Here is a 16,372-nt window from a genome sequence, read left to right as displayed (position 1 = left end):
TTCTGAATGGTTAACGCGTCTCACCCGCAATGCCTGCAGTTGCCCGTCGAACGGTCAGGTGCAGCAGGATCGAAAAAAACCCCAGAGTCAGCATCGCCGCAAACATCAAATCGGTTTTGGCCCGCCCATTGGCCAGCAGCATTAGGTACCCCAACCCTTGCGACGACCCGACCCATTCTCCGATCACCGCTCCGATCGGGGCATAGACGGCCGCCAGCCGCATTCCGGACGCCAATGAGGGCAAAGCTGCAGGGATACGAATGTGCCACAACACGGCGTGCCGGCTGGCCTGCATGGTCCGCGCCAGATCAAGATATCCGGGCGGCGTGCGCATCAACCCGTCAAAAAAGGAAGAGGTGATCGGGAAATAGATGATCAACACCGCCATTGCGACCTTGGACCACAGACCATAGCCCAGCCAAAGGGTCAGCAACGGCGCCAGTGCGAAGACCGGCAATGCCTGCGTGAACACCAGCATCGGCTGTACCAGCACTCGCGCGGCGCGGGAATTGGCCAATTGCAATGCTGTCAAAACGCCAAGAACCGTTCCACAAGCCAAGCCGATAACGACCTCGACCGCCGTAACCCATGTGTGTTCCGCGATAACCCAGCGGTTCTGCCACCAGGTCTCGGCCACCAAAGCCGGGCCGGGAAGAATGAATTTCGGCAGGCCGGTCAGGGAAACGATCCCCTGCCAGATCGCCAACGCAAATAGCGTCGCAGCTAGAGCTGACAACAATTTCATGCCGCTTCCTCACGAAGCATACGCAGTAAGGCGCCCTGCGCCTCAAGCGTCTCCAGATCATCGACGCTGCGTGGGGCCGGTGCATGCGGGGGTTGGCAGGGCGTTATGCCGTTCTGCGTCATGACCACGATGGATTGCCCCAACCGGGCAGCCTCGCCCGGATCATGGGTGACCAGCAGCACGGTTCGGTCCTGTAACGCTTCGGCCGCAAGGTCCTGCATATCCGCGCGGGTGCGGGCGTCCAGGGCCGAGAACGGCTCGTCCAGTAGAACGATGGGCCGATCTTCCATCAACGTGCGGGCCAAGGCCACGCGTTGACGTTGCCCACCAGAGAGTTCGGCGGGCTTCCTGGTCATATGATCCTGCAGGCGCATCCGTTCGATCAGCTGATCACAGCGGCGCAAATCTGGCTTTTCTCCGCGCAACCGCGCACCCAGCAGGACGTTCTGCGCCACAGTCGCCCAAGGCAACAACAGATCGTCCTGCGCCATGTAGGCTACCCGCTCCCGCACAGATTGTCCGTCACTGGCGGTAATCTGACCGGTGAACTCTGCGCCAGTGTCCAAGCCAGCAATCAGGCGCAGAATGGTGGTTTTGCCGACCCCCGATCCACCCAGCAGACACGTCCACCGCCCTGCTGCAAGCGTCAGGGTCAACGGCGCGAACAATAACGAGTCGCCAATCGCAGCCGAACCACGGACGGTCAGATCGGGGGCTGGGGTCATGGAGTCAGGCCCATTTGCCAGAAATTGACCTCTAACTCGGTCGCGGTACGGAAGGTGTGGCACAGACGAGTCCAACGCGGGGATGCTTCGAAATTCTCTCCAATACGCCTCGTTAGAGCCATATCCAACAATTCCCCAACCGCCACGCAGGCATCTTGGTAGTCATCGCTGGCATAGGTGGCGATCCAATCGCGATAGGTGTCAGACGTCGCCTCGGTCGCCAGTCTTGTGCCAATCTCACCATAGCCCATCACACAAGGTACCAAAGCCGCCAGCAGATCAAGTAGATCGCCGCTGTACCCAGCCTCTAGCACGAAACGCGTATATGCCAAGTTCCCGGCACGTTCCGGCGTGGCAAACAGCTGGTCCTGCGGGATGCCTTCGGCCTCGCAGATCCCGATATGCAGCTTCATCTCTTCGCTGATCAACCCGTTCACGGTGCGCGAGGCTGCCAACATTTCCGCATGCGTTTCAGATTTCACGACTGCCAGCGCCCAGGCGCGCGAGAAATGAATCAGGAACACATAGTCTTGCCGCAGATAGTGCAGAAACGCCGCGCGCGGCAGCGAGCCGTCCTTCATCCCTTCGACAAAAGCGTGGCAGGTGTAATCCTGCCACGGCCCCTGCGCCGCCTCACGCATCAGCGCGAATGCTTTGCCATAGTCGCTCATTGCACGGTCACATCTACTGAGATGTCGCTGACCGGATTGATGCTGTCGATCATACCGCTGTCTTTGAGGAAAGCCTCGAAACGGGCATAGCGACCTGCATCAAAACCTGCCGGGCGCAGCGCGAAACGGGGCAGTGTATCAACCCATGCGCGCGCGTTCAGCTCATCCTGCAATTCGGGTGAGGTGGCGGCAAAGATTTCCCAGCTTTTTTCCGGGTTGTTGACGATGAACTGGGTCGCCTTTTCGGTCGCAGCCAGGAAACGGGCGACCTTATCCGCATCCATCGTGTCGGGGTTGGCGACATAGATCAGCTCATCATAAGACGGCACGCCTTCTTCCTCGATGTAGAAACAGCGGCCCGCGACGCCTTCGATATCCATCTGGTTCAATTCAAAGTTCCGGAAGGCACCGATCACCGCATCCACCTGTCCCGTCATCAGCGATGGCGACAGCGAGAAGTTGACGTTGACCATCTCAATATCGTCTAGCGCGACATCATGGGCGTTCAGCATGGCGCCCAGAACGGCCTCTTCAACGCCCGCGACCGAGAAGCCGATTTTTTTGCCCTTGAGGTCGGCGAGCGTTTTGATCGGACCGTCCTGTAGCACCAGCAGGCAGTTCAACGGCGTCGCGACCAAGGTGCCGACGCGCTTCAGCGGCAGGCCCTCATGGATTTGCAGGTGAAGTTGCGGCTGGTAGGAGACCGCCAGATCAGCTTGCCCGGCGGCAACCAGACGCGGAGGGGCCGATGGATCCGCGGGTGGCACAATCTCAATATTCAGCCCCTCGTCGGCAAAGTATCCGTTCTCTTGCGCCACGATGATGGGCCCGTGGTCGGGGTTAACGAACCAGTCCAGCAGAACGGTCATCTTGTCTTCGGCCCAGGCCGGCGCGGCGGCCAGTAGGGCAATTGCTGTCATCAACTTTTTCATATCTCGCGTATCCTTTTCGTTCACGAGGTTGAGGCCGCGACGAGAACGATCTCGCCCGGCCAATCCGGTTGCAATTTTTCGGCAGCACGCCACGCACGCAGGCCGGTGGAACAGCAAAATGCCAGTCTTTTGCTTTTGTTAGGCACTATTTTTGCCAATTCAGTAGACCCGCGGAGTGCTTTGGGATGAATGGGTTCAGGGGCCTCATCCGGGCTCCGCAACTCGATGATCAAATCATCCGTGGTCAGTTGGCAGACCGACACAAACGGGAAGTGATGGCTGGGCTCAGGCGCGCCGTCAAAGCGGAACGTGCTACTTCGCATCGTGCGAGCATTGAACTGAACCATCTGCCCAAGTGGCGAAGGGTCCATCCCGAGAACAACACTCAGCGCCATTTGCGCTTGCATCGCGCCAATCATTCCGACGACCGGACCCAACACACCAGCCGTGGCACAGCTTGCACCACTGCCCGGCGCGTCGGGAAAAACCGCCCGCAAAGATGGGGCACCACCGCAGAAACCGCCGACATAGCCGGACAACCCTAGGACCGAGGCGCTTATCAGCGGTTTGCCAAGCGCGCGACACGTATCCGACAGCGTATAGCTTGCCGCATAACTGTCTGCGCAATCGAGGATGACATCGACTTGTGAGGCAAATCGTTGCGAATTTAGATTGGTTAGAGCCTGATTTTTCGTGGAGATCGTAATTTCAGAGTTTAAGGCCTGACACCGCTCAGCCGCGACTTCGGTTTTGGGACGGCCACAGTCCCCCTCGCCAAACAAGGTCTGGCGAGGGAGGTTCGACAGGGCGACTTCATCGGGGTCTACGATGGTCAAATATCCAACCCCAGCACCAGCCAGCAAAGGCAAAACCGGCGCTGCCAGCCCCCCGGCCCCCACCACAAGAACCCGCGCGCCGGATAGGCGGGCCTGTCCACGGGCGCCGACCTCCGGCAGGATCATCTGACGGGCGTAGCGGCTCATTTAGTGACCTCGATCCACGCACGTACGCGGGCTTCTGGGTCTGCATTCAAGGTGATGTCTGTCACGACTGAGACAATGTCCGCCCCGGCCTGCAACACCCCCGGCGCGCGCTCCACACTCATCCCGCCTATACCGACCAAAGGGACTTCCCCCACGCGCGCTTTCCATTCAGTGACACGCGGCAGGCCTTGTTGTTCCCATTTCATCTTTTTCAGGATCGTTGGGTAGACGGGACCAAGCGCGACATAATCGGGGGTCATGGCCAGAACACGCTCAAGCTCGTCATCGTCATGGGTCGAGACACCCAGTTTCAGCCCTGCGCGTCGGATCGCCTTCAGATCTGCGTCATCCAGATCCTCTTGTCCCAAATGAATCCAGTCGCAGCCTGCGTCGATGGCAACCTGCCAATGGTCATTCACCACCAGAACAGCCCCATGCGCACGGCACAGATCCCGCGAAACCGCGATCTGTTCACGCACGACCGCATCCGGTTGGTCCTTGATCCGCAACTGCACCAGTTTCACGCCCAGAGGCAGCATCCGGCGCAGCCAGTCGGAATGGTCGAAGATTGGGTAAAACCGGTCGAGTTTCATGACAAAAACGCCTTTCCGATAACGGGGGTCGAGGGTTCGGCCATATCGCGCGCTTCGATCGGGTCGGCCTGATAGGCCAATTGCCCGGCCTCGATGCCCAGCTTCATCGCCTTGGCCATTGCTGCGGGATCACCGGCCCGTGCCACCGCAGTGTTCAGCAGAACAGCATCATACCCAAGCTCCATCGCATGAGCGGCGTGGCTGGGCAGGCCGATACCTGCGTCAATCACCAGTGGTACTTCGGGAAACTCAGCCCGCATTGCGCGCAAGGCGTATTCGTTGTTCAAACCACGGCCCGAGCCTATCGGAGCGCCCCAAGGCATCAGAACCTCACACCCTACCGCCAAAAGGCGCTCACCCACGATCAGGTCGTCCGTGGTATAGGGAAACACCTCGAACCCGTCTTCGGTCAGAATGCGCGCGGCCTCGACCAGTTGGAACACGTCGGGCTGGAGGCTGTCGGTATGCCCGATTAGTTCCAGCTTGATCCATTTGGTGTCAAACACCTCACGTGCCATATGGGCGGTGGTCACAGCCTCTTTCACCGTATGGCAACCCGCTGTGTTGGGCAGGATAAGAACGCTCAGATCGCGGATCATCTGCCAAAAGGTTTGTCCTGCGCCTGCTTCGCGTCGCAAAGATACGGTGGCCACCCCGGCCCCGCTGTCCCGAAATGCCTGTTCCAAGATTGCAGGGCTTGGATATTGCGCGGTGCCCAGCATCAGCGGGTTCGGCAGTGATGTGCCGTAGACGGTCTTCATCGCTCACCCCCCCTGCATCGGGGCGACGACTTCGATCCGATCGCCATCCTTGATTTTACGGGCCTTGCGCAGGCTCGAAGGCACAAAACCCTCGTTCACAGCCGTCGCCACCCGGCCCGAAAACCCGCATTCCTGCAAAAGGCCGGAAAGAGTTTCGGCCTGCACGTCGCGCATCTCGCCGTTAAGTACGATCTTCATCGACCATCTCCGAATGTTTGTTGTCCAACGCTAGGTCAGCCACGCCCTTGGCCAGTGCAGGGGCCAGCAAGTAGCCGTGGCGGTAGAGGCCGTTGGCATAGATTGTCGGTCCCAGCCGCCGAATACGCGGCAGGTTGTCGGGGAAAGCGGGGCGCAGATCGACGCCGGTTTCCAACACTTCAGCCTCACCAAAGGCGGGGTTCAGGGCGTAGGCTGCGCTCAGCAACTCAAGCATCGAGCGTGCGGTAATTCGGCTGCTATCCTCGGATTCGATCATTGTCGCGCCCAGCATGTAGACGCCGTCGCCGCGTGGAACGATATACAGCGGCACGCGTGGATGAAGCAGGCGTATAGGCCGGGTCAGTGTCACGTCTGGGCACCGTATCACCAGCATCTCACCCTTCACGCCGCGCAAGTCCTGCAGGTATTCGCGCGCGTGCAGACCTCTGCAATCAATGGCGTTGTCCAATCCCGTCGGAGCGCACGCATGATGGAATTCAACACCGTGATCCTGAAGCTGGTGCGACAGATCCAGCAAGGCCTGACGCGGATCCAAATGGGCTTCCGCAGCAAAGTAGAGACCTTTTTTGAAACCATACAGATCAGGCTCTAATAAGGTTATTTCTCTGTCATCAACTTCAGAAAACCCCTCAGTTCTGCGGGCGAAACGACGCAGATCCGGCAGATCCCGTGGGTTAGCAACAACCAGTGTGCCGCGCCTGTGGACCTGAGTGCGTTTGGCCCACCAGTCGATTGCCAATTGCCCCAGACGCAGGACAGGTTCCTCGGCGTTTTCATACTCGCACCAAGGTGCCAACATTCCGCCCGCCCACCAGGAGCAGCCATGCGGCCCAGGTGCACCACCGGGATCAAACACCTGAACCTTGGCCCCGCGCGCGACAAGTTCGGAAGCAACGGCCAACCCGGCCACACCTGCCCCTATGATCGACCAGACGGTCACGCGGGCCAAACCTGATGGAAGTGATGAACAGGCCCGTGACCTTGTCCGATTTTTAGAGCATCAGCCTGAGCGATAGCGCCTTGCAGATAGTCATGTGCTTGCGCCACGGCCTGGGGCAGCGAAAGGCCCTTAGCCAACCCGGCCGCTATGGATGAGGACAGCGTGCACCCGGTTCCGTGGGTGTTGCGGGTCTGTTGGCGCGGCGCTTGAAACTGAGCAATCACGCCCGAATGTGAGATCAATATGTCATGGCAGATGTCACCCTTGCCGTGACCGCCCTTCATCAGAACCGCACCAGCGCCAAGTGCACACAGATCTTGCCCTTGTGCGATCATCTGTTCGAGGCTGTCCTCAGACTCAGAGCCCAGCAGGCAGGCTGCTTCGGGCAGGTTTGGCGTTAACACCGTCGCGCGCGGCAACAATACGTCGCGCAGGGTTTGCACCGCCTCTTCTGCCAGCAAGGCATCGCCGGATTTCGCGATCATGACCGGATCCAAAACTACCGGCCCATCAAATTCGGCGATACTATCTGCGACACGTTGGATGATCTGAGGGGTCGCCAGCATTCCGATCTTGATCGCACCAACATCCAGGTCGGTCAGAACAGCCTCGATCTGGGCTACAATTACGTCCAGAGGGATGCCATGCACCGCCGTAACTGCGCGAGTATTCTGCGCCGTCACTGCGGTAATCACGCTGGCCCCGTAAACGCCAAGCGCGGACATCGCCTTGAGGTCAGCCTGAATTCCAGCCCCTCCGCCGCTGTCAGATCCTGCGATTGTTAAGGCAATGGGTGCCATGTCGTTGCTCCGGTTCAAAATGGGCAACGGGCATGGAAAACGTCTAAACACTAAAAGACCGTTCCCTACGCCGGTATTGCCCGGATCAGGTTCGATGGGTTAGCGCATTCACGCCTCTCAGCCCCCAAACAGGGCACCCCAACGGTTGGGGCGACACTCTCAGGGGATGGCGGGGGAATCAAGGGCCAATTTTGGTGCAGATTACGGTCAATCTGGACTTATGAAATGCAAAAGCCGGCCTCAACGGACCGGCTTCTGTTTGATGTTCAGGTGTGCAGGTTCAGCCCTTCATACCGTCCCAAAATGACTTGACGGACGAGAAAAAGCTTTTTGATTCCGGATGGTTATCTTCGCCCAGATCGTCGAACTCACGCAGCAGCTCTTTTTGACGGCTGGTCAGATTGACCGGGGTTTCGACGGCCAGTTCGATGAACATATCGCCAACGCCACCGCCGCGAAGGGCGGGCATGCCTTTGCTGCGCAAGCGCATCTGACGTCCTGACTGGCTGCCAGCCGGAATTTGCACGCGACCCCGGCCACCGTCGATAGTGGGCACTTCGATCGAACCGCCCAGCGCTGCCTTGGCCATGCTGACCGGAACACGGCAATACAGGTTTACGCTGTCGCGCTCGAACAGCTTGTGGTCCGAAACTTCGACAAAAATATACAGGTCGCCCGGGGGGCCACCGCGCATCCCGGCCTCACCTTCGCCCGCAAGACGGATGCGTGTGCCGGTTTCGACACCGGCCGGAATGTTGACCGACAGCGCGCGTTCTTTTTCGACGCGCCCGGCGCCGCCGCATGATTTACAGGGGTTCTTGATAATTTGACCCAGACCCGAACAAGTCGGGCACGACCGTTCAACTGTGAAAAAGCCCTGTTGCGCCCGCACTTTCCCCATGCCCGAACAGGTCGGGCAGGTTGTGGGCTCAACCCCGCCTTCCGCACCCGAGCCGTCACAGGCCGAGCAGGCCACGGCAGCAGGCACGTTGATCGTCTTTTGCAGGCCAGAGAATGCTTCTTCCAGGCTTACACGCAGGTTGTAACGCAGGTCTGACCCGCGCGCGGCCCGTCGACCACCCCCGGTAGCACCGCGCTGACCACCCATAAAATCGCCGAACAGGTCATCGAACACGTCCGAGAAGGCACTGGAGAAATCGCCCTGTCCGCCAAATCCGCCGCCGGGACGGCCACCGCCGCCCATACCGTTTTCAAACGCGGCATGACCAAAACGGTCATACGCGGCCTTTTTTTCGGCATCGCGCAAGACGTCGTAAGCTTCGTTCGCTTCTTTGAACTGAGCCTCGGAATCCGGGTTGTCCTTGTTGCGGTCGGGATGCAATTCCTTGGCTTTCGTGCGAAAGCCCTTCTTGATCTCGTCCGCTGATGCGCCCTTGGACACGCCGAGCACATCATAGTAGTCGCGTTTTGACATCAGTATTTCCTTCTGCCGCAACGTAATCGGGCCGGCCCGGTGACCGGACCGGCCCGAATTGGCCCGGTTTCCCGTTACTTACGCTTTTCGTCGTCAAGATCTTCGAATTCGGCATCGACGATATCGTCTTCACCAGCCGGAGCGGCATCCGCCGCCGCAGGCTCATCCTCGGTCTCTTCAGACTGCGCCTTGTAGATGGCTTCGCCCAGCTTCATGGCGGCTTCGGTCACGTTCTGAATGCCTGACTTGATCTTGTCGGCATTCTCGGTTTCCAGCTCGTCCTTCAGCGCGACAATCGCCAGCTCGATAGCTTCGATGGTGGTCGGGTCGACCTTGTCGGCATGCTCTTCCATCGACTTCTCGGTCGAGTGGATGAGGCTTTCCGCCTGGTTCTTCGCCTCGATCAGCTCGCGGCGTTCCTTGTCCGCCTCGGCGTTCTCTTCGGCGTCCTTGACCATCTTGTCGATATCTTCATCCGACAGACCACCCGATGCCTGGATGGTGATCTTCTGCTCTTTGCCGGTGCCTTTGTCTTTGGCCGAAACCGAGACAATGCCGTTGGCGTCGATGTCAAAAGTCACCTCGATCTGAGGCATGCCACGCGGTGCGGGCGGAATATCTTCAAGATTGAACTGACCCAGGATCTTGTTGTCCGCAGCCATTTCGCGTTCCCCCTGGAAGCAGCGGATGGTCACAGCGTTCTGGTTGTCCTCGGCAGTCGAGAAGACCTGAGACTTTTTGGTCGGGATCGTGGTGTTGCGGTCGATCAGACGGGTGAACACGCCACCCAGCGTCTCAATCCCCAGCGAAAGCGGGGTTACGTCCAGCAGAACCACATCTTTGACGTCACCCTGCAGAACACCGGCCTGAATGGCGGCGCCCATGGCAACAACTTCGTCCGGGTTCACACCCTTGTGCGGTTCTTTACCGAAGAATTTGGTGACCTCTTCGATCACCTTCGGCATGCGGGTCATACCACCGACCAGAACAACCTCGTCAATGTCGCCCGCCGACAAACCGGCGTCTTTCAATGCGGCCTGACAGGGTTTCATCGACTTCTTGATCAGGTCACCAACCAGCGATTCCAGCTTGGCACGGGTCAGTTTCATGACCATGTGCAGCGGCTGACCATTAGCGCCCATCGAGATGAACGGCTGGTTAATTTCGGTCTGCGAGGTCGAGGACAGCTCGATCTTGGCTTTTTCAGCAGCTTCTTTCAGGCGCTGAAGGGCCATCTTGTCTTGCGACAGGTCGACACCGTGTTCCTTTTTGAACTCGTCCGCCAGGTAGTTGACGATGCGCATGTCAAAGTCTTCACCACCCAGGAAGGTGTCACCATTGGTCGATTTGACCTCGAACAGCCCGTCGTCGATTTCCAGAATGGTCACGTCGAACGTACCACCACCAAGGTCATAAACCGCGATGGTTTGGGTTTCTTCTTTGTCCAGGCCATAGGCCAGCGCGGCGGCTGTCGGTTCGTTGATGATCCGCAGCACTTCCAGACCGGCGATTTTGCCTGCGTCTTTGGTGGCCTGACGCTGTGCGTCATTGAAATACGCGGGAACGGTGATGACCGCCTGCGTGACTTCTTCACCCAGATAGCTCTCGGCAGTTTCCTTCATCTTGCCCAGAGTGAAGGCCGAAATCTGGCTTGGGGAGTATTTTTCACCGCGGGCTTCCACCCACGCGTCACCGTTGCCGCCATCCACGATGGCGTACGGCACCATTTTCTTGTCTTTCTGGACTTCTGCATCATCCACACGACGACCGATCAGACGCTTGACGCCAAAGATCGTGTTGTCGGGGTTGGTGACCGCCTGACGTTTTGCAGGCTGACCAACCAGACGCTCATCTTCGGTGAAGGCGACGATCGAGGGCGTGGTCCGCGCCCCTTCTGCGTTTTCGATGACCTTCGGCTGAGAGCCGTCCATGATGGCCACACACGAGTTGGTGGTCCCGAGGTCAATACCGATTACTTTTCCCATATGTTCAATCCCTTTCTCTTCAAGGCGATGTCTCGAGGTCCGGACCCGTTATGGCATCCGGCCCCGATCTGGTTTGCGCAACAGCACTACACCATCGCGCGTCCCGGCGTATATAAGGGCGAGATCAGAGGCCTGCAAGCGGTGTAAAAGGCAGGTTTTCGGGAATCTGCGGCCTTTTTGGCAAGGTTTTGGCAAGGATTGGGGAATCTTCAATGGCGCGGCTGCTTTTGCGCGGATTTGACATCAGAAAAACCTATCTGGACGTTGCGGCACAAACGCAACTGATTGAGGCATTGCGCCCGATTCTGAAATCTGCGCCGCTGTTCCGGCCGGTTACGCCTTCGGGCAAGGAAATGTCGGTGCGTATGACCTCGGCCGGGGCGCTTGGCTGGGTCACCGACAAAGGGGGTTACCGATATCAGGCGCAACACCCTAAAGGAACGGTGTGGCCTGACATTCCCGATACGATACTGAGCATATGGCGCAAGCTTGCCAGCACCCAACGCGATCCGGATTGCTGTCTGATCAACTATTACGGCGAAGGTGCGCGTATGGGGCTGCATCAAGACAAGGACGAGGCAGATTTTTCATGGCCTGTCCTGTCCATTTCGCTGGGCGACGATGCCCTTTTTCGCATCGGAAACGAAACCCGGGGCGGCAAGACCGAGTCGATCTGGCTGAACTCCGGCGACGTCGTAGTCATGGGCGGCCCCGCCCGCCTGACCTATCACGGGGTAGACCGCATCCGTTTCGGTTCATCCAAACTGTTGCCCAAAGGTGGACGGATCAACCTGACCTTACGGGTGGCAAACTAGCGGCGCGCGCCCCAACTGGCCGACACATGCTGACGGGTGAAAAAGATACCCAGCAACCCAATCATCAACAAGGCCATTCCAACCCAAATCGCATATTCCCAACTGGTGTTTCGCGGAAAGTAATTGCGAAAGACAAAGCCGCGGCACTGGTCGATTATGTGAAACAACGGGTTCCAGGCAAAGAAGCTCAGCATGAAGCCACCCAGCGCGTTCCCTACAACCATTTTGCCAGAAAAAATCATGTTCAGGCGTCGATAGATTGTACTGAGAATTCCCGTGGTGGTGGGAAACCATGGCGAGATTGCCATAAACACGACGCCCACCGCGCATCCGGTAAACCAGGCCAATATCAACATATAGAACGCGCCACCCGGTTCTTGGATCTCCAATGGCTCAACTGCGACAGTGTAGATGAAAAGGATCACAAGGATCGAGACCAACTGCGTGTAAAGCGACCCAAATGCGGTTGCCAACAGCGCAACCATCATGTTCATCGGAGAGTGCAGCATCATCGGGTTGTTTCCTGTTGCCACGCCAGAGACGGACGAGACGGCTTTGATATGGGTCAGGAACAGAAAGACACCTGACAACAGAAATAGGATAATGTTACCCCTGATCTTGGCGACCCGCGTGCCCAGCATCGACATGATCAGGTAAAACACGGTCACAAGTGCGAGAATTTGCAAGATATTCACAATGATCGCGATCACAGCATTCGAATGTCTGGACCGTATTCCATGCGCCACCGCATGGAAGATAAGCTCGGAAGTCGTGAAAGCGCCGCCCAGAAGGGTCTGATTCCGCTTAAAATAAAACACTCAGTGCACTCTTTCCCGCTGAATTACCTGCAAACTGCCACGAAATTCTTGCCGTTCCGTAACCGGCACAGCATAAGACCCACAAGGATTTCGATCAACAAACTACAGCAACGGAGCATTTTTGTGACCTATGACGCCCTTATTCCCGTAATCAGACGTCTGGCGCTGGAAGCCGGGGACACAATCATGCAGATTTACGAGGCGGATGATTTCGACGTCAAAGTCAAATCCGACGCCAGCCCGGTGACCGAGGCTGATGAGGCAGCCGATGCCTTGATTTCGGCGGGCTTGCGCGCGGCATTCCCGGATATTCTGCTGGTGACCGAAGAACAGGCCGCATCACATTCCGAAAAAGGCGACACATTTCTGATCGTCGATCCGCTGGACGGCACCAAGGAATTCATCAACCGGCGCGGTGATTTCACGGTGAACATCGCATTGGTCGAAAACGGAGTGCCAACTCGGGGCGTTGTGTATGCACCGGCCAAGGGGCGCATGTTCTACACGCAAGCTGACGGTCAATCGGTTGAGGAAACCGGCGCGCTGAACAAGGCACAGGCCGGCGACGTGACCCCGATTTCGGTGTCAGAACCGGACAATTCGGCACTTATGATCGTCGCGTCAAAATCACACCGCGATCAGGCGACCGAAGATTACATCAACAAATATCAGGTCAAGGACAGCAAAAGCGCGGGCTCGTCCCTGAAATTCTGTCTGGTCGCAACAGGGGAAGCGGACCTCTATCCCCGCGTCGGGCGCACGATGGAGTGGGACACCGCCGCAGGTCATGCCGTGTTGGCTGGCGCGGGCGGCAAGGTTGTTCGTTTCGATGATCACTCGTCATTGACCTATGGCAAGGACGGCTATGCAAACCCGTTCTTTATCGCCTACGCTCCGGGCGTTGACCTGAAGGAGGCCTGATGTCTGTTCTGATTGCCATCCCCGCCCGCTATGCCTCAACCCGCTACCCCGGCAAGCCGCTGGTTTTGCTGACCGGGGCAAGCGGCAATGCGATGACCCTGATCGAACGATCCTGGCGCGCTGCATGTTCTGTGTCGGGCGTGGACAAGGTGGTTGTCGCCACCGATGACGACCGCATCCGCGACGTGGCCGAAGGGTTCGGGGCTGAGGTGGTGATGACATCCGAGACCTGCGGCAATGGCACTGAGCGATGCGCCGAGGCCCATACTGCTCTGGGCGCAGGCTATGAGATCGTGGTCAACCTGCAAGGGGATGCACCACTGACACCACATTGGTTTGTCGAAGACCTGATCGCCGGTCTGCGCGCCGCGCCCTACGCCGGGGTCGCGACGCCGGTTCTGCGCTGTGACGGAGATGCTTTGAACAGCTTGCTGAACGATCGCAAAAACGGGCGGGTCGGCGGCACAACTGCCGTATTTGCGACCGATCACAGCGCAATGTACTTCTCGAAAGAGGTTGTGCCTTTTACCGCCGAAACTTTTGCCGGCACCGAACCGACACCGGTGTTCCACCATGTCGGCGTCTACGCCTATCGCCCCGATGCGCTGTCAGCCTATCCAACCTGGCCAGTAGGACCTTTGGAGCAATTGGAAGGGCTGGAACAGCTACGCTTTATGGAAAATGGCCGCAAGGTTCTGTGCGTTGAGGTTGAGGCCAAGGGCCGCCAATTCTGGGAATTGAATAACCCGCAAGATGTGCCGAAGCTCGAAGAGATGATGGCCGCTATGGGGTTGGATTGACCTATTTTCACCTGAACTCCTGTCGAGACGACGTCTAACCGGGCGTCACACCGCAATTTGGAACGAATATGAAGAACATTCTTGTCACTGGCGGTGCCGGGTACATTGGATCGCATGCCTGTAAGGCGCTTTCTCAAGCTGGTTACACGCCTGTGACCTTCGACAATCTGGTCACTGGCTGGCAGGATGCGGTGAAGTTCGGTCCGTTCGAACAGGGCGATCTGTTGGATCGTGCCCGGCTGGATGAGGTCTTCGCCAAATACGAACCCTTGGCCGTGATGCATTTTGCCGCCCTCAGCCAAGTGGGTGAGGCCATGTCCGAGCCTGGCAAATACTGGTCCAACAACGTGACCGGTTCGCTGAATTTGATCGAAGCCACGGTGGCCGCCGGATGTGAGAACTTTGTATTCTCGTCCACCTGCGCCACCTATGGCGAGCATGACAATGTGGTGCTGGACGAAGACACGCCGCAACTGCCGCTGAACGCATACGGCGCCTCAAAACGTGCCATCGAAGATATCCTGCGCGATTTCGAGACCGCGCACGGGCTGAACCACGTGATCTTCCGGTATTTCAACGTGGCCGGTGCCGACCCTGATGGCGAGGTGGGTGAGTTCCACCGCCCGGAAACCCACCTTGTGCCTCTGATGCTGGATGCCATCGACGGCAAGCGCGACGGATTGACGGTATTCGGGACGGACTACGACACACCAGACGGCACCTGCATCCGCGATTATGTACACGTTTGCGATCTGGTCGACGCCCATGTCTTGGGGCTGAACTGGCTGGAGCAAGACAAGGGCAGCCGCGTGTTCAACCTTGGCACCGGGTCGGGGTTTTCGGTGATGGATGTGATCAGCCATTCCAAGGCCGTCACCAACCGCGACGTGCCTTTCGCGATCGGACCGCGTCGAGCGGGCGATTGCACCAAGCTGGTATCCGGTTCTGTTCTTGCGGGTAACGAGCTTGGCTGGTCCCCGGAAAGATCAACGTTAGAGACAATGATTGCCGATGCATGGCGCTGGCATCAGAACGGCCATTACGAAAAATGAGCTTATTGTGACTGGTACAGGGGAAGATACGCTTCCGTCCATCTCATGGGTGCAAATGTACAAGTTGCGGCTAAAACGACAGCGGTTGTTGTGGCGGTCCTTTCGCAGCCGCCATCAATTGTCCTGTCTGAGCGATCGCACGGCGAACATCATACCCGGTGGTATTCTGGCCTTCACCACGCTGCGCAATGAAATCACCCGCCTGCCCTGGTTCCTGCGCCATTATCGCGCATTGGGCGTCAATCACTTTCTGATCGTCGACAACGACAGCGACGATGGCTCGGTGCCCTTTCTCAAGGAACAGCCGGACGTTTCTCTGTGGCAGACCCGGGACAGCTATCGCATGTCGCGCTATGGGCTGGATTGGCTGACCTGGCTGCAAATGCGCTATGGGCACGACCACTGGACCCTGATGGTCGACGCGGATGAGTTGCTGATCTACCCCGATCATGGCACCCGGCCCCTACCCGACCTGACGAAATGGCTGGATGATCAGGGACGTGTGGCATTCGGCGCGCTGATGCTGGATCTTTATCCCAATGGCCCGCTGGGGGAACAAGGCTACGATCCTGAAACCGACCCGACCGACGTGGTGAGGTGGTTTGATGCCGCCCCCTACCGGGCACAAAGGCAAAGCCCGCTGGGCAACCTTTGGGTACAGGGCGGCGCGCGCGAGCGCATGTTTTTTGCCGACACCCCGCGCCGATCTCCGACGCTGAACAAAATCCCACTGGTCCGGTGGTCGCGGCGCTACGCCTATGTGAATTCGTGCCATTCCGCATTGCCACGCTACTTGAACGCCAGTTACGGAGGGCCCGGCGACACAGCGTCATCTGGTGTCTTGTTACACACAAAATTCCTGCCCGAAGTTGTGGAAAAATCAAAGATCGAGAAAGAGCGCCGGCAACACTTTCACGATCCTGAACAGTTTGCAGACTACTATGACGGCATCATGGAACACCCTGTCATGTGGACGCCTGATTCCAAGCGATACACTGGTTGGGAATCTTTGCAGCAGCTGGGCCTGATGGGAATAATTGACTGGTAAAGTCACAACTCGAACTAACGGTTTTTAAAGTCGTTGCTTCGAAAGATGGAAAAATGGCATAAAACGGCAATTGTCCGGTACCACTCTGGCTTGTACAGCCTCCGGGCACGCTCGCGTAAATAACAAAGG

Annotated in this window: 18 protein-coding genes and 1 riboswitch; of the genes, 5 read left to right on the top strand and 13 right to left on the bottom strand. The window is 58.0% G+C overall.

Features of this window, described 5'->3' with window-relative positions; translation table 11 throughout:
- Window positions 1–10: 10 nt before the first annotated feature.
- The 12 genes from AC2FFP_RS07430 to dnaK form a co-directional block, all read right to left on the bottom strand.
- Window positions 11–745, bottom strand: a complete 735-nt coding sequence (locus AC2FFP_RS07430; protein WP_496880865.1) for an ABC transporter permease — start codon at window positions 743–745, stop codon at window positions 11–13.
- Entirely contained in the window at window positions 742–1,470 is a 729-nt protein-coding gene (locus AC2FFP_RS07425; RefSeq protein WP_496765928.1) for an ABC transporter ATP-binding protein, read from the bottom strand. The genes AC2FFP_RS07430 and AC2FFP_RS07425 overlap by 4 nt, the downstream gene beginning before the upstream one ends.
- Window positions 1,467–2,141, bottom strand: a complete 675-nt coding sequence (tenA, locus tag AC2FFP_RS07420; protein WP_496765930.1) for a thiaminase II — start codon at window positions 2,139–2,141, stop codon at window positions 1,467–1,469. The genes AC2FFP_RS07425 and tenA overlap by 4 nt, the downstream gene beginning before the upstream one ends.
- Window positions 2,138–3,073 carry an ABC transporter substrate-binding protein gene (locus AC2FFP_RS07415; protein ID WP_496765932.1) on the bottom strand — a complete coding sequence of 312 codons (936 nt, stop codon included), beginning with the start codon at window positions 3,071–3,073 and terminating at the stop codon, window positions 2,138–2,140. Before AC2FFP_RS07415 ends, tenA begins: the two co-directional genes overlap by 4 nt.
- 20 nt (window positions 3,074–3,093) lie before the next feature.
- On the bottom strand, window positions 3,094–4,056 hold the full coding sequence (locus tag AC2FFP_RS07410; protein ID WP_496880864.1) for a HesA/MoeB/ThiF family protein: 963 nt from the start codon (window positions 4,054–4,056) through the stop codon (window positions 3,094–3,096).
- Window positions 4,053–4,649 carry a thiamine phosphate synthase gene (locus tag AC2FFP_RS07405; protein ID WP_496765937.1) on the bottom strand — a complete coding sequence of 199 codons (597 nt, stop codon included), beginning with the start codon at window positions 4,647–4,649 and terminating at the stop codon, window positions 4,053–4,055. Before AC2FFP_RS07405 ends, AC2FFP_RS07410 begins: the two co-directional genes overlap by 4 nt.
- Window positions 4,646–5,410: a thiazole synthase gene (locus AC2FFP_RS07400; RefSeq protein ID WP_496765939.1), complete on the bottom strand. Its 765-nt coding sequence runs from the start codon at window positions 5,408–5,410 to the stop codon at window positions 4,646–4,648. Before AC2FFP_RS07400 ends, AC2FFP_RS07405 begins: the two co-directional genes overlap by 4 nt.
- A gap of 3 nt (window positions 5,411–5,413) precedes the next feature.
- Window positions 5,414–5,608 carry a sulfur carrier protein ThiS gene (gene thiS / locus AC2FFP_RS07395; protein WP_496721321.1) on the bottom strand — a complete coding sequence of 65 codons (195 nt, stop codon included), beginning with the start codon at window positions 5,606–5,608 and terminating at the stop codon, window positions 5,414–5,416.
- A complete protein-coding gene (locus tag AC2FFP_RS07390; RefSeq protein ID WP_496765941.1) occupies window positions 5,592–6,569 on the bottom strand; it encodes an FAD-dependent oxidoreductase in 978 nt (325 codons plus the stop codon). The genes thiS and AC2FFP_RS07390 overlap by 17 nt, the downstream gene beginning before the upstream one ends.
- On the bottom strand, window positions 6,566–7,369 hold the full coding sequence (thiD, locus tag AC2FFP_RS07385) for a bifunctional hydroxymethylpyrimidine kinase/phosphomethylpyrimidine kinase (protein WP_496765944.1): 804 nt from the start codon (window positions 7,367–7,369) through the stop codon (window positions 6,566–6,568). Before thiD ends, AC2FFP_RS07390 begins: the two co-directional genes overlap by 4 nt.
- 45 nt (window positions 7,370–7,414) lie before the next feature.
- Window positions 7,415–7,520: riboswitch (TPP riboswitch) on the bottom strand.
- Between the two features lie 129 nt (window positions 7,521–7,649).
- Window positions 7,650–8,804 carry a molecular chaperone DnaJ gene (gene dnaJ / locus AC2FFP_RS07380; protein WP_282119766.1) on the bottom strand — a complete coding sequence of 385 codons (1,155 nt, stop codon included), beginning with the start codon at window positions 8,802–8,804 and terminating at the stop codon, window positions 7,650–7,652.
- Window positions 8,805–8,878: 74 nt separating this feature from the next.
- The gene (gene dnaK, locus AC2FFP_RS07375; RefSeq protein ID WP_496765948.1) at window positions 8,879–10,789 is read right to left on the bottom strand and encodes a molecular chaperone DnaK; all 1,911 of its coding nucleotides are present in this window, start codon (window positions 10,787–10,789) and stop codon (window positions 8,879–8,881) included.
- 212 nt (window positions 10,790–11,001) lie between these two features.
- On the opposite strand from dnaK, the gene AC2FFP_RS07370 reads away from it, so the two are divergent.
- Window positions 11,002–11,604 (top strand): alpha-ketoglutarate-dependent dioxygenase AlkB family protein, encoded by a 603-nt coding sequence (locus tag AC2FFP_RS07370; RefSeq protein WP_496726250.1) that lies wholly within the window; start codon window positions 11,002–11,004, stop codon window positions 11,602–11,604.
- On the opposite strand, the gene AC2FFP_RS07365 is transcribed toward AC2FFP_RS07370, so the two are convergent.
- Window positions 11,601–12,422, bottom strand: coding sequence for an ABC transporter permease (locus tag AC2FFP_RS07365; protein ID WP_496844850.1), 822 nt, complete (start codon window positions 12,420–12,422; stop codon window positions 11,601–11,603). The genes AC2FFP_RS07370 and AC2FFP_RS07365 overlap by 4 nt on opposite strands.
- Window positions 12,423–12,545: 123 nt before the next feature.
- Here AC2FFP_RS07365 and cysQ point away from each other — a divergent pair, with 123 nt between their 5' ends.
- The 4 genes from cysQ (at window position 12,546) to AC2FFP_RS07345 (ending at window position 16,243) form a co-directional block, all read left to right on the top strand.
- Complete coding sequence (cysQ, locus tag AC2FFP_RS07360; RefSeq protein ID WP_496844849.1) at window positions 12,546–13,343, top strand: 3'(2'),5'-bisphosphate nucleotidase CysQ; 798 nt, start codon at window positions 12,546–12,548, stop codon at window positions 13,341–13,343.
- Complete coding sequence (locus tag AC2FFP_RS07355) at window positions 13,343–14,143, top strand: 3-deoxy-manno-octulosonate cytidylyltransferase (RefSeq protein WP_496844848.1); 801 nt, start codon at window positions 13,343–13,345, stop codon at window positions 14,141–14,143. Before cysQ ends, AC2FFP_RS07355 begins: the two co-directional genes overlap by 1 nt.
- Before the next feature lie 68 nt (window positions 14,144–14,211).
- On the top strand, window positions 14,212–15,195 hold the full coding sequence (gene galE, locus AC2FFP_RS07350; RefSeq protein WP_496880863.1) for a UDP-glucose 4-epimerase GalE: 984 nt from the start codon (window positions 14,212–14,214) through the stop codon (window positions 15,193–15,195).
- Between the two features lie 55 nt (window positions 15,196–15,250).
- Window positions 15,251–16,243, top strand: a complete 993-nt coding sequence (locus AC2FFP_RS07345) for a glycosyltransferase family 2 protein (RefSeq protein ID WP_496880919.1) — start codon at window positions 15,251–15,253, stop codon at window positions 16,241–16,243.
- The last annotated feature ends 129 nt before the right edge of the window (window positions 16,244–16,372 follow it).

The sequence above is a fragment of the Ruegeria sp. YTSC004 genome, from assembly GCF_059609805.1.
Note: the sequence above shows the minus strand (reverse complement) of the source record. Positions and strands in the feature narration are given on the sequence as shown.

What these genes read in the sequence shown, in the direction of transcription:
- AC2FFP_RS07430 (WP_496880865.1), bottom strand. Translation starts at nt 745, where the DNA reads ATGAAATTGTTGTCAGCTCTAGCTGCGACGCTATTTGCGTTGGCGATC.
- AC2FFP_RS07425 (WP_496765928.1), bottom strand. Translation starts at nt 1,470, where the DNA reads ATGACCCCAGCCCCCGATCTGACCGTCCGTGGTTCGGCTGCGATTGGC.
- tenA (WP_496765930.1), bottom strand. Translation starts at nt 2,141, where the DNA reads ATGAGCGACTATGGCAAAGCATTCGCGCTGATGCGTGAGGCGGCGCAG.
- AC2FFP_RS07415 (WP_496765932.1), bottom strand. Translation starts at nt 3,073, where the DNA reads ATGAAAAAGTTGATGACAGCAATTGCCCTACTGGCCGCCGCGCCGGCC.
- AC2FFP_RS07410 (WP_496880864.1), bottom strand. Translation starts at nt 4,056, where the DNA reads ATGAGCCGCTACGCCCGTCAGATGATCCTGCCGGAGGTCGGCGCCCGT.
- AC2FFP_RS07405 (WP_496765937.1), bottom strand. Translation starts at nt 4,649, where the DNA reads ATGAAACTCGACCGGTTTTACCCAATCTTCGACCATTCCGACTGGCTG.
- AC2FFP_RS07400 (WP_496765939.1), bottom strand. Translation starts at nt 5,410, where the DNA reads ATGAAGACCGTCTACGGCACATCACTGCCGAACCCGCTGATGCTGGGC.
- thiS (WP_496721321.1), bottom strand. Translation starts at nt 5,608, where the DNA reads ATGAAGATCGTACTTAACGGCGAGATGCGCGACGTGCAGGCCGAAACT.
- thiD (WP_496765944.1), bottom strand. Translation starts at nt 7,369, where the DNA reads ATGGCACCCATTGCCTTAACAATCGCAGGATCTGACAGCGGCGGAGGG.
- dnaJ (WP_282119766.1), bottom strand. Translation starts at nt 8,804, where the DNA reads ATGTCAAAACGCGACTACTATGATGTGCTCGGCGTGTCCAAGGGCGCA.
- dnaK (WP_496765948.1), bottom strand. Translation starts at nt 10,789, where the DNA reads ATGGGAAAAGTAATCGGTATTGACCTCGGGACCACCAACTCGTGTGTG.
- AC2FFP_RS07370 (WP_496726250.1), top strand. Translation starts at nt 11,002, where the DNA reads ATGGCGCGGCTGCTTTTGCGCGGATTTGACATCAGAAAAACCTATCTG.
- AC2FFP_RS07355 (WP_496844848.1), top strand. Translation starts at nt 13,343, where the DNA reads ATGTCTGTTCTGATTGCCATCCCCGCCCGCTATGCCTCAACCCGCTAC.
- galE (WP_496880863.1), top strand. Translation starts at nt 14,212, where the DNA reads ATGAAGAACATTCTTGTCACTGGCGGTGCCGGGTACATTGGATCGCAT.
- AC2FFP_RS07345 (WP_496880919.1), top strand. Translation starts at nt 15,251, where the DNA reads ATGTACAAGTTGCGGCTAAAACGACAGCGGTTGTTGTGGCGGTCCTTT.